The 13,150-nt window shown below is 38.8% G+C and carries 10 protein-coding genes; 4 read left to right on the plus strand and 6 right to left on the minus strand.

Annotated elements, in window-relative coordinates; all coding sequences use genetic code 11:
* Positions 1 to 22: 22 nt before the first annotated feature.
* Genes ACIP9C_RS07695 through ACIP9C_RS07710 form a run of 4 tightly spaced genes read left to right on the plus strand, consistent with a single transcriptional unit; the run spans position 23 to position 3,859 of the window.
* A complete protein-coding gene (locus ACIP9C_RS07695) occupies positions 23 to 952 on the plus strand; it encodes an ABC transporter permease (RefSeq protein ID WP_401009520.1) in 930 nt (309 codons plus the stop codon).
* Entirely contained in the window at positions 952 to 1,872 is a 921-nt protein-coding gene (locus ACIP9C_RS07700; RefSeq protein ID WP_401009521.1) for an ABC transporter permease, read from the plus strand. The genes ACIP9C_RS07695 and ACIP9C_RS07700 overlap by 1 nt, the downstream gene beginning before the upstream one ends.
* A 12-nt stretch (positions 1,873 to 1,884) precedes the next feature.
* Positions 1,885 to 2,940 carry an ABC transporter ATP-binding protein gene (locus ACIP9C_RS07705; protein ID WP_401009522.1) on the plus strand — a complete coding sequence of 352 codons (1,056 nt, stop codon included), beginning with the start codon at positions 1,885 to 1,887 and terminating at the stop codon, positions 2,938 to 2,940.
* Complete coding sequence (locus ACIP9C_RS07710) at positions 2,933 to 3,859, plus strand: ABC transporter ATP-binding protein (protein WP_401009523.1); 927 nt, start codon at positions 2,933 to 2,935, stop codon at positions 3,857 to 3,859. The genes ACIP9C_RS07705 and ACIP9C_RS07710 overlap by 8 nt, the downstream gene beginning before the upstream one ends.
* Positions 3,860 to 3,973: 114 nt before the next feature.
* Here the strand turns inward: ACIP9C_RS07710 and ACIP9C_RS07715 are convergent, their stop codons facing one another.
* From ACIP9C_RS07715 to ACIP9C_RS07740, 6 genes are all read right to left on the minus strand, one after another.
* On the minus strand, positions 3,974 to 5,779 hold the full coding sequence (locus ACIP9C_RS07715) for an oligopeptide ABC transporter substrate-binding protein (RefSeq protein ID WP_401009524.1): 1,806 nt from the start codon (positions 5,777 to 5,779) through the stop codon (positions 3,974 to 3,976).
* Between the two features lie 70 nt (positions 5,780 to 5,849).
* Positions 5,850 to 7,658 (minus strand): oligopeptide ABC transporter substrate-binding protein, encoded by a 1,809-nt coding sequence (locus ACIP9C_RS07720; RefSeq protein ID WP_401009525.1) that lies wholly within the window; start codon positions 7,656 to 7,658, stop codon positions 5,850 to 5,852.
* 17 nt (positions 7,659 to 7,675) lie between these two features.
* On the minus strand, positions 7,676 to 8,578 hold the full coding sequence (locus ACIP9C_RS07725) for an ABC transporter permease (RefSeq protein WP_401009526.1): 903 nt from the start codon (positions 8,576 to 8,578) through the stop codon (positions 7,676 to 7,678).
* A gap of 36 nt (positions 8,579 to 8,614) precedes the next feature.
* Complete coding sequence (gene opp4B, locus ACIP9C_RS07730) at positions 8,615 to 9,577, minus strand: oligopeptide ABC transporter permease (protein ID WP_401009527.1); 963 nt, start codon at positions 9,575 to 9,577, stop codon at positions 8,615 to 8,617.
* A 1-nt stretch (position 9,578) separates the two neighbouring features.
* Positions 9,579 to 10,526, minus strand: coding sequence for an ATP-binding cassette domain-containing protein (locus tag ACIP9C_RS07735; protein WP_401009528.1), 948 nt, complete (start codon positions 10,524 to 10,526; stop codon positions 9,579 to 9,581).
* On the minus strand, positions 10,507 to 11,532 hold the full coding sequence (locus ACIP9C_RS07740) for an ABC transporter ATP-binding protein (RefSeq protein WP_401009529.1): 1,026 nt from the start codon (positions 11,530 to 11,532) through the stop codon (positions 10,507 to 10,509). The genes ACIP9C_RS07735 and ACIP9C_RS07740 overlap by 20 nt, the downstream gene beginning before the upstream one ends.
* Between the last annotated feature and the right edge of the window lie 1,618 nt (positions 11,533 to 13,150).

The raw sequence follows: 13,150 nt of genomic DNA on the forward strand, positions 1-13,150 counted from the left end.
CAAATAGAAGGAGGAGTTTTATGTGATTAAATATATTTTGAAAAGGCTGATGTATATACTTCTCGCGCTTTTCGTCATCGTAACGGCTACGTTTTTCTTAATGCGTCTTGCTCCAGGTAGTCCTTTTGCAAGTGAACGTAATTTCCCTCCTCAAATTGAGGAAAAGTTAAACGAAACGTATGGATTAAATAACCCTTGGTATATTCAATATAAAGATTATTTAATCGATACGGCCTCTTTTAATTTCGGTGAGTCTATGAAGTATAAAGCGCGTTCTACAAATGATATGATTAATGAGAGCTTCCCAGTTTCGTTAACACTTGGGATTGAAGCTATGCTATTGGCGGTCGGATTCGGTGTATTAATAGGCGTAGTTTCAGCGCTTTATCACAATAAGTGGCCGGATTATTTGGCAACGTCCTTTGCGGTGCTCGGTATTTCAGTACCATCATTTATTTTGGCAGGCTTAATGCAGTATTTCTTAGCCTATAAATTAGGCTGGTTCCCTGTTAGCGGATGGAAGGGCTTTGGTTATAGTATCTTACCTGCCTTTGCTATCGCACTCTCACATATGGGCTATATTGCTAAACTAACTCGTTCAAGTATGCTTGAACAAAACAGCAGTGATTATGTAAAAATGGCACGTGCTAAAGGAATTGGGAAATGGACAGTCGTTTTCCGTCACACTTTACGTAACGCCCTAATGCCAGTTATCACTTACCTTGGTCCATTAACAGCTGGCGTTGTAACAGGTAGTTTCATCGTTGAAAATATATTCGCAATCCCTGGTCTAGGTAAACACTTTGTACAATCTATTACAAACCGTGATTACACAGTTATTATGGGAACGACAGTGTTCTATTCAATCATCCTTTTATTTGCGGTATTAATTGTCGATATTCTATATAGCTTTATTGATCCGCGAATTAAGTTGAAGGGAGCGAAAAAGTAATGACGCAACAACCGATTAACAAAGATATGTTTAAAATTGTCGGTGGAAATCATGAAGCGACTGATAAATTAGCTGATAAATCGGTTTCCTTCTGGAAGGAAGTATTTATTCGCTTCTCACATAATAAAATGGCGATTTTTGGTTTAATTACTTTGATAATAATTATTCTGATGGCGATTTTTGCACCAATGCTTTCACAATATAAATATAGCGATCAACTTGGTGTGTTTAATTCCCCACCATCTGCAGATTTCTGGTTTGGGACAGATGATTTAGGCCGTGATATTTTCGTTCGTATTTGGGCAGGTGCTCGTATTTCCTTATTTATCGGGATTACTGCAGCGATTATTGACTTAATTATCGGTGTTCTTTGGGGAAGTATTTCAGGTTTAGCTGGTGGCCGCGTTGATAATATTATGATGCGTATTGCCGACGTATTAACAGCTGTACCTTACCTTTTAGTTGTAATCGTATTATTAGTAGTTTTACAACCAGGTTTATTCCCTATGATTATTGCCCTTTCGATTACAGGATGGATTAACATGGCTCGTATCGTTCGTGGTGAAGTATTATCTATTAAAAATCAAGAATATGTACTTGCTGCTCGTACGTTAGGTGCAAACACAATGCATTTAATCTTAAAACATTTAATCCCAAATGCTCTTGGTGCTATTTTAGTTACTATGACACTAACAATTCCATCTGCTATTTTCACAGAGTCTTTCTTAAGTTACCTTGGACTTGGTGTTCCTGCTCCGCACGCTTCATGGGGTACAATGGCATCTGACGGAAATAAAGCGATTGCAAATGCTCCTTGGCGTTTGATTTTCCCAGCAGTATTTATTTCGCTAACAATCTTTGCATTTAACGCTGTTGGTGATGGCTTACGTGATGCACTAGATCCAAAACTACGTAAATAGGAGGTGGCCGAAATGAGTAAAACAATTTTAGAAGTAAAAGATTTAAAAATTAACTTTAAAACATATGCAGGGCTTGTCCATGCTGTTCGTGGTGTAAACTTTGATTTAAAAGAAGGTGAAACACTAGCGATCGTTGGTGAGTCTGGTTCTGGTAAGAGTGTTACGAGTAACGCCCTAATGAAATTAATTCCACAGCCACCTGGTATTTATGAGTCAGGACAAATTTTATTTAACGGCCGTGATTTAATTCCACTTAGTGATAAAGAAATGTCGAAAATTCGCGGAAATGAAATTGCTATGATCTTCCAAGATCCGATGACAAGTTTGAATCCAACGATGAAGGTCGGACGTCAAATAACTGAAGTAATTTTACAACATAAGAAAGTTTCAAAAGACGTAGCTAAAAAACGTGCAATTGAACTATTAACGCAAGTGGGTATTCCATTCCCTGAAAAACGTTACAATCAATATCCACATGAATTTTCAGGCGGGATGCGTCAACGTGTTGTTATCGCTATCGCACTTGCTGCTGATCCTAAGCTGTTAATTGCCGATGAGCCAACAACAGCATTGGACGTAACAATCCAAGCGCAAATTTTAGAATTAATGAAAGAAATCCAAAAAAGTTCTAAAACTTCTATCATTTTCATTACGCATGACTTAGGCGTTGTAGCGAACGTGGCAGACCGCGTAGCCGTTATGTATGCTGGTCAAATCGTCGAGTATGGTACAGTAAATGATATATTCTATAATCCAAAACATCCTTATACATGGGGATTACTTGGTTCTATGCCTGATTTAGATAGTAATGAGGACGAGCTATTGCGCACGATTCCTGGTTCACCACCAGATCTTACGAACCCTCCAAAAGGAGATGCATTTGCTGCTCGTAATGAATTTGCAATGGCGATTGACTATGAGCAAGAGCCACCAATGTTCCAAGTAAGCGACACTCACTTTGCAAAAACTTGGTTGTTACATCCTGATGCGCCAAAAATTCCACTTCCAGATGCGGTTGCTAAACGTATTGAGGGCTTTTTAGCGAAGGAGGCAGAATTTAATGACTAAAACAGGTGCAAAAAAAATTCTTGAAATTAAAAACTTAAAGCAACACTTTGGTTCACCAAGCAACCCTATTAAAGCTGTTGATGGTATTAGCTTTGATGTTTATGAAGGTGAAACACTTGGGCTTGTTGGAGAATCAGGCTGTGGTAAATCGACGACTGGTCGCTCAATCATTCGCCTATATGATATTACAGGTGGCGAAATTATTTTCGATGGTCAAAACGTCCATGGTAAAAAATCAAAAAGTGATTTAAAGACTTTTAATCGTCAAATGCAAATGATTTTCCAAGATCCATATGCATCGTTAAACCCTCGTATGACAGCTGGGGAAATCATTGCAGAAGCTTTCGATATTCATGGTTTATATAAGGATAAGAAAGAACGTCGTGAAAAAATTAACCAATTGCTTGAAGCGGTAGGTTTAAACAAAGAGCACGCCAATCGTTACGCACATGAATTCTCAGGTGGTCAACGTCAACGTATCGGTATCGCTCGTGCCCTTAGCTTAGATCCAAAGTTCATCATTGCCGATGAACCAATCTCTGCACTTGATGTATCGATTCAAGCGCAAGTTGTTAACTTATTAAAACAACTACAAAAAGAACGCGGCTTAACATACCTTTTCATTGCCCATGACCTTTCAATGGTTAAATACATCAGTGATCGTATCGCTGTTATGTACCGTGGTAAAATTATGGAAATTGGTAAAGCCGATGATATTTATAATAATCCTGTTCATCCTTATACAAAATCATTATTATCAGCAATTCCGCTTCCAGACCCAATGTCAGAAAAGCGTCGTCAACGTATTCCTTACACACATACAGAAGTTGACGAAAGCGCAACATACCATGAAGTTGGCGAACAACATTATGTTTATGGTACTGCTGACCTTGTGAAAACATGGGTTGCCACTAAATAATATATGATCCATCCATTGAAATTATGCAATGGATGGATCTTTTTTTGATGATTCTATTATCCGTTTATTCTATTTCTTAAAATTGCAATAAATACTATATTTACCATTATACACTTATTTTATCGGTGCATCAGCTATAAGTTCTAGATCTTGTATCTCTGTACCCGTTTCCCGATCAATATTATAGCTTTTTATGCGTTTATTAATTGCTATCGTTGATGTGCTGAATAACGTTGGGACAACCATTGCTTTGTCTGCCATATATTCTTGCCATTTACGGAAAGCCCGTGCACGATATGTTGGATCTAACGCCTCTTGTGAATCAATATCATTTAACAGCTTCGTTAAATCATCCGATACGTAGCGACTAAAGTTAAATGCTGCTCCTTTACTGTATAATCCTGCTGGTGATGGGTTCGTTCCTGTACCCCAACCTGCAAGATACATATCAATTTCTGGGTCATCTGCTTGTACTTTATCGTAGAAGCTATTAGCTTCGATTAAACGACCTGTCGTTAGTTGTACATCTAAGCCAACATCTTTCCAATTTTGACGATAATACTCAACAATTGCTTCAGCCGTATCAGAGCCTGCTATCGCTGCTAAACGAATAGTAAACTTATTGCCATCTTTATCTTCACGAAGACCATCACCATCTACATCTTTAAAGCCTGCTTCATCCAGTAATTCTTTCGCTTTGTCAGGATCATATTGATACCCCTCAAGCGTTCCATCATAGTAAGTTTTAAAAGCGGGTGGGATTAAGGAATTCGCACGCACACGTAACCCTTGATAAAATCTATCTGATACCGTTTCAATATCCATCGCATAGGCAATTGCTTGCCGCAACTGGACATTATTCATTTTTGCCTTTTCATCATAAATATTCTCGCCTTTTTCTTGGTCATATTTCCCTAACTTAAAGCCTAGATAGCTGTATGATAAGTCAGGACGTCCCAAAATCGAAATATTCGATAAATTTTTTATAGTATCATATTGAGTAGCAGGGAATGAAGCGATGTCAAATTGTCCTGCTTTCAATGCCTCAGCAATAGTAGAAGTTGAAACAACTTGAATAACTACCTTATCAACTTTTGGTTTACCTTTATAGTAATTTTCATTAGCCACCAACTGCACAGATTCGCCATTAACGATATTGTCATATTTAAATGGACCGAGTGTAATTGGATTTTTTCTTACAGCATCAGAAGAAATTAAATCTTTTACAGCAATCGATTCGAGCTGATGCTTCGGTGCTGCATAGCCCCATAAGCCATCCCCTAGCGAATAAGTAGCAGGTGATATTTTCTTTAACGAAATTTCAATCGATTTATCGTCAATCTTGTTAATGCCTGATATCGTATCTGCTTTGCCATCATGGTATTCTTCTGCGCCTATAATGTTTTTAAAGTCATCATCATAACGCACACCTTCATAATCGGGATGACCAATAATTTCATACGGATAGATTAAATCCTCTGCCGTTAATGGTGTGCCATCCGACCATTTCACATCCTCTTGAATGGTAATTGTCACTTTGTTATTGTTCGTATCAACATCTAATTTTGCGATTCCCTCATCTGTTATTAAAAAGTCGCCATCGACCTCAAAAAGACTATTTGAAGCATAGCCCATAATGGAACTATCTGTGGCATCGGTATAAAGCTCAGCAAGAAAAATGCCTTTAAATGGTGAATCTGCAACAAGCCCAACATGTAATGTTCCTCCTTGAATGGCTTCCCCCTCATTTATTACTTCAGTCGGTAGTAAACTTGTATCTATTTTGTTCTCCTCTGTTTGTGCTGGTTTTTCATTACTGCCTTCAGACTCTTTTGCCTGCTCCTTTTCGGTGCGATTGCAGGCAACTAATAGCAACAGGAACGCTAACATTACGGATAGTATTGACCACGCTTTTCTCATCGATATCGCCTCCCTATTTCTCCCAGTGAATCTCACTTCTCTTTCATTAGTTACATCATAAACATTGGTCTTATTTAATTGCTGTATCTGCTATAAATTCAACATCTTGTAGCTCTGTTACATTTCCATATTTAATAGTGTAATTTTTTATACGTTTATTGACAGGAATAATTTCAGTACGGAAATACATTGGTATAATCGTTGCCTTATCATGCATATATTCTTGCCATGCACGGAAAGCCTGTGCACGATATTCTGCATCCAGCGCTTCCTCAGAATCAATATTGTTTAATAGTTTTGTCAGCTCTTCCGAAACATAGCGACTGAAGTTAAATGCTGCGCCTTTACTATATAACCCTGCTGGCGATGGGTTTGTTCCAGTTCCCCAAGCCCCCATATACATATCAATTTCTGGATCATCTGCTTCAACTTTATCGTAGAAGTTGTTGAATTCAAGAAGACGCCCTGTCGTCAATTGCACATCTAAACCAACATCTTTCCAATTTTGACGATAGTACTCAACGATCGCTTCATCCGTATCAGAGCCCGCTATCGCCGCTAAACGAATAGCAAACTTATTGCCGTTTTTATCTTCACGAATACCATCACCATCTGTATCTTTATAGCCTGCTGCATCTAGTATTTCTTTTGCTTTTTCAGGATTGTAGTGATATCCCTCTAGCGTTTCATCGTAGTAGGATTTAAAAGCTGGTGGGATGAGGGAATTGGCACGCACACGTAACCCTTGATAAAATTTATCTGTTACCGTTTCAATATCCATTGCATAGGCAATCGCTTTACGCAAATCAATATCATTCATTTTTGCCTTTTCATCATAAATATTTTCGCCTTTTTCTTTGTCATATTTCCCTAACTTAAAGCCGAGATAGCTGTATGATAATTCAGGACGCCCTACTATCGAAATATTCGATAAATTTTTTATACTATCATATTGATTGGCTCTGAATTCTGATGTTATATCAAATTTCCCTGTTTTCAATGCTTCCCCAACGGAAGTTGCTGGTACAACTTGCACAACCACTTTATCAATTTTTGGTTTGCCTTTATAGTAATGTTCATTCGCTATAAACTGTACGGACTCACCATTGACTATATTGTCAAATTTAAATGGCCCAAGTGTAATTGGATTTTTGCGAACGGCATCAGATGAGATTAAATCTTTTACGGCAATGGATGCAAGTTGATGTTTCGCTGCTGCATAGCTCCATAAACCATCACCACCTGAATAAATTGCAGGTGATAATTTCTTAAATGTAATTTCAATTGTTTTATCATCTATTTTTTTAATACCAGCAATCGTTTCTGCTTTGCCATCATGGTATTCTTCTGCCCCTACAATATTTTTGAAGTCATCATCGTAGCGTACACCTTCATAATCGGGATGAGCGATTATTTCATAAGGATAGATTATATCCTCCGCGGTTAATGGCATTCCATCCGACCACTTCACATCCCCTTGAATCGTAATAATTACTTTTTTATTGTCTGCATCGACGTCTAACTTGGCGATGCCTTTATCAGTTATTAAAAAATCTTCGTCTACTATAAATAAATTATTTGTTGCGTAGCCCATAATTTCTGCGTCATAGACATCTGCATAAAGCTCCCAGGAGAAAACTCCTTTGAATGGCGAATCTGTCACAAGCCCTACATGTAATGTGCCCCCTTGAATAGTATCCCCTTCGTTTGTTACTTCAGATGGGAGAATACTTGTATCTACTTTGTTATCTTCCGTTTGTGCTGGCTTATCGTTACTGCCTTCACCTTCGATTGCTTGCTTTTTATCGTTGCGATTGCAGGCAGCTAGTAGCAATAAGATTGCCAACGTAACGATAGTCATCAACCACTTTTTCCTCATTGTTATAGCCTCCTCTGTTATCCTAATCTTTGTTTAGCGTCAGCGGCGCGACGAAGTGCTTGTCCTATATAATTAATACCGAGCATCAATATTAAAATTAATAATGATGCAGGTAACCAAACCCACCATTTGTCAGCTAGGACGAGTGGATTTCTAGCATAGCTTACTAAAGTACCTAAACTTGGAGTCGAAGGGGGTAGCCCAAATCCTAAAAATGATAACCCGGTTTCAATCCCAATATTGCCCGCAAGACTTAATGTGAACTCTACAATTAAAATCGAACTTAAATTCGGTAATACCTCTTTAAACATAATCGCGATATCACTTGTCCCCATTGTTTTGGATGCACTCACATAATCCCGTCGTCCTTCTGATAATGCTTTACTTCGAATTAACCGTGCTATTCCTATCCATTGAAATGCACTAATAATAATAACGAGCTCAAGAACGCCATATTCAGGGATGATAGAAACAAGGACAATAAAAATCATAAATGTTGGTAATGTAATAATAAAATCAATTATTCGCATCATTACATTATCTACAATGCCGCTGTAATATCCCATAATAATTCCCATAGCTATGCCAATAATATTGGCAATCACCGTCACCCATATAGCAATCAGAAGCGAATTTTTTGCCCCAATAATTAGCTGTCCGAGCACATCACGCCCTGCTTCATCCGCTCCAAGTATGTAGCTATTAACCCCAGGTTCTGTATAGCGCTCAATGAGATTGATTTTCAGCACTTCTTCTTGATCGAACATCCACGCTGCAATAAAAATAGATAACATGATAATCGTGACCCCAATAAAGGAAAACATCGCTACTTTATCTTTCTTAAACTCTCGTAAAACGACTTGCATACCCGTCGGTGGAGAGCTTTCCATCATTACTGTTTCATTGTTTTGTTGTGTCATCTCAATTCACCTCTTCTTCAACATTATGTTTAGTAGTTAGTCTATACGGATACGCGGATCAACAATGCTCATAATAATGTCCGACAACAGACTACCTAATAATGCTAAGAACCCATACAGCATGATAAGAGCAGTAATGACACTATAGTCGCGACTCGTAATCGAACTAATAAACAATTCACCCATGCCAGGGTAGCCGTAAATCGTTTCAATGAAAATCGAGCCACCTAATAATCCTGTTATTGAAAACCCTAAAAACGCTGCAATTGGAAGTACTGAATTGCGGAAAATATGTCTCGCATATATTCTACGTATTGGAATACCTTTACTTCGAGCTGTTTTTACATAATCTTGTGTTTTAGCATCAATAATTTCCGAGCGTAAATATTGGATAATCCCTGTAGTACCTAAAATAGCTGCCGTCATACTAGGTAATAGCAAGTGATAAAATCTATTCCAAAAATAGGCCAACGTTCCTGGTTCAAGTCCAACATCAACGGTGCCACTTGTTGGAAACCACATAAGGCGATAACCAAAAAAGAATAAAAAAACGAGAGATAATACAAAAGTGGGAATTGCGAAGCTAATAAAACTGTATAGGATAATCGATTTATCTAAAAAAGTATCTTGCTTCCGTCCTGCAAGTATTCCCAATGGTATGGCGAGCAAGTAGACAAGAATAACACTAAGTAATGAAAGCCAAAATGTATTGAGTGCACGCTCACCAATAAGAGTGGACACCGCAATTTTATATGTATAGCTTTGTCCAAAATCACCTTGAAAGGCATTTGTAATCCAGCGATAATATTGAACATACCAAGGATCATAGAAGCCTGCTTGTATTCGTAGCTCCTCAATCCTTGAAGGATCTGTCTCTGGTGTAATTAACCCTGTAAAAGGGTCACCTGGCATTTGCTTTGCCAATATAAAAATAATTAAACTCAATATAAACATTTGGGGAATCATTACAATAATGCGTCTAATAACAGTTTTCCACATTTTATAACCCTCCTTGCTCAATTTCAGACATCGCTACTTTATGGGTCTCTGAAATGGATTTTAAAGGGTATACTTTACCTTTCTCATCATAATAGTGATGATGATCTTTGCGATATTTCTCTTCGACTTTTTGCCGAGCTGCTTTACGCGCCATCCTCGTTTCAGGCTCAATATGTGGGATAGCTGACAATAGGCGATTTGTGTAAATATGCTGTGGATTTTTGTATATATCCTGACGGGTACCCGTTTCAACAAAGCGCCCCTTGTACATGATTGCAATGTAATCACACATATGTTTTACGACCCCGAGGTCATGAGATATAAATAAGTAACTCAGCCCATATTCTTGCTGAATATCTTTCATAAAATTTAATACTTGTGCTTGAACCGATAAATCAAGTGAGGATACAGGCTCATCCGCAATAATTAATTTTGGATTACAAGCAACTGCCCGCGCGATACCAAGACGTTGCTTTTGTCCTCCAGAAAATTCATGGGGATACTTTAACAAGACGTCCTCTGACATACCAACAATGGCAAGTAACGCTTTAATACGCTTGCGTTCCTCCTGATCACTGAGCTTCAAAAAATTGCGCATTGGCTCTGCTAGAATATCCAGTACTCGCTTTCTTGGGTTCATACTCGAGTGTGCGTCTTGAAAAATCATTTGAATATCTCTGTTATACGCAGAATTACGCTTACGTCGTTTATTAGTAACATCGTGCCCTTCATAAATGATTTGGCCAGACGTTACCTTTTCGAGGCCAATGATTGCTTTACCTGTTGTTGATTTACCAGAACCCGATTCACCGACTAAACCATATGTTTTTCCTTTTTCAAACGCCATCGAAACGCCATCAACCGCGTACACTTTATCAATTACTGTATTAAAAAAGCCACCTCGTATTGAATAATGGACATTTAAATTTTTAATTAGCATAAATGTCATACTGTCCACCCCCTAGTTCCCTTTCAAAGCAAAAGTGTTTCCAGCAGGTGCAGCGAACAAAATGCCCAGGTGCTATTTCATGTAATTGCGGGTCACTTTCATGTGCTGATACATCAATCCACGGTATCCGTGCTGAAAAACGACAACCTTCACGTGGCAAATTCATGAGCGAAGGTACCATACCTCGTATTACCTCTAGCCGCTCGTTTTCCTCATGTGTTTGCGGAATTGAATTTAATAAGGAACGTGTATATGGATGTTTGGCATTATTAAACAGTTCTTGAACAGGAGCCTCTTCAATAACTTGTCCTGCATACATAACGGCTACACGGTCTGCAATTTCTGCAACAACACCTAAGTCATGGGTAATTAAAATAATGCCCGCTTGTGTCTCATCCTGAAGCGACTTTAAAAGGTCTAAAATCTGTGCTTGAATTGTTACATCTAATGCTGTTGTTGGTTCATCTGCAATAATGATGGCAGGTTTGCTTGATAGCGCAATCGCAATCATGACACGTTGGCGCATACCACCTGATAATTGATGTGGGAATTGTCTCGCAACTCGTTTAGGATGAGCAATCCCTACTTGCTCAAGCAATTCTAAGACACGCTCTTCTCGTTGCTGTTTTGTGAGTGTCGTGTGGTAAATGAGGCCTTCGGCAATTTGTTCATGAATGCGCATTAACGGATTTAATGCTGAGAGAGGATCTTGAAATATAAAGCCAATATCATTGCCTCTTAATTGGTTGAATTGTTCTTCACTTAACTTTGCTAAATTTTGATGATTATAAAGTATTTCTCCAGTCACTTTTGTATTCCGATTATTATGTAAGCCAACAATTGTTGTGGCTAACGTACTCTTCCCACAGCCTGACTCTCCAACTATAGCTAAAATCTCATTTTTTCTTAGTGAAAGCGAGACATCTTCTATTGCTGCATAATATGTGTCTTTAATACGAAAACTCGTTGTTAAATTGTTAATTGTTAATAAGTCATTTGTACACAAACAATCTCCCTCCAACATTCAGTTTTCTGACAAATACATTTATCTTTATTTTAAAATTATAATTACCCTGAATTAACACCTCCCTATTCTATTATTTTTGCTATAGACAAGCACATTTATCTTGTTAATCACAGTAATTCAACCTGTCTTTATATAGATAGAATTATCTGATAATTAATTATAATGCTATTCTATCTAGTATTTATATGCAAAATCAAGCGTTTTTTTCAAATTATTATCATAAAAACAAGTAATATCACCTACTAATTATCTAGATGAATCTCATTTTCCATCTATTGATTTTTATAATTTGTTATATAAATAAAATAAATAAGTAAATGGTCATGAAATATTTTAGAATAATAAATTAGTGGAGCATGCAACTTTACAAATCAATTTTTTCAATAATTACTAAAAAAATAAGCTAATAAATAAATTTTATTCGAATGCTTTTATTCAAGTGCATTTTGTTTTTAAGTGCTTTGTTTTATTAATTCCTTATTACATTAATAAAATTTTATTTTTTCCAATAAATTTATAATTTTTTTTTATTTTCCACACAATAATTGAATTTTAATTTAGCAACCTTTTACATAAAAATAGTTAGTTTCTACGCTTCATATCCAGCATCCATGTACAATTTTGATATTCCTTTCTACATATTGATGGAAGAGGAGGATTAGGTCCTTGCTCCGCGGAATTATCTCCTCGCTCCGTGGAATCATACCCTTGCTCCGCGGAATTATCTCCTCGTTCCGCGGAATTACTCCCTTGCTTCGCGGAATCTCACCCTTGCTCCGCGGAATCACTCCCTCGCTCCGCGGAATCAACCCCTTGCTCCGCGGAATCAACCCCTTGCTCCGCGGAATCACTCCCTCACTCCGCGGAATTACTCCCTTGCTCCGCGGAATCACTCCCTTGCTCCGCGGAATTATCTCCTTGCTCCGCGGAATCACTCCCTCGCTCCGCGGAATTACTCCCTCGCTTCGCGGAATCTCACCTTTGCTCCGCGGAATTCTCTCCTTGTTCCGCGGAATCTCACCCTCGCTCCGCGGAATCACTCCCTCGCTCCGCGGAATTACTCCCTCGCTCCGCGGAATTACTCCCTTGCTCCGCGGAATTACTCCCTTGCTTCGCGGAATTATCTCCTTGCTCCGCGGAATCATACCCTTGCTCCGCGGAATTACTCCCTCGCTTCGCGGAATCTCACCTTTGCTCCGCGGAATTACACCCTTGCTCCGCGGAATCTCACCTTTGCTTCGCGGAATTATCTCCCTCGCTTCGCGGAATTACACCCTTGCTCCGCGGAATTAAACCCTTGCTCCGCGGAATTATCTCCTTGCTTCGCGGAATCATACCCTTGCTCCGCGGAATCACTCCCTTGCTCCGCGGAATCACTCCCTTGCTCCGTGGAATCATACCCTTGATCCGCGGAATTATCTCCTCGCTCCGCGGAATTACTCCCTCGCTTCGCGGAATTCTCTCCTTGTTCCGCGGAATCTCACCCTTGCTCCGCGGAATTATCTCCTCGTTCCGCGGAATTATCTCCTTGCTCCGCGGAATCTCACCCTTGCTCCGCGGAATCTCACCCTTGCTCCGCGGAATCACTCCCTTAGGT

Source organism: Lysinibacillus sp. NPDC093210 (genome assembly GCF_044753985.1).
Classification (GTDB): domain Bacteria; phylum Bacillota; class Bacilli; order Bacillales_A; family Planococcaceae; genus Lysinibacillus.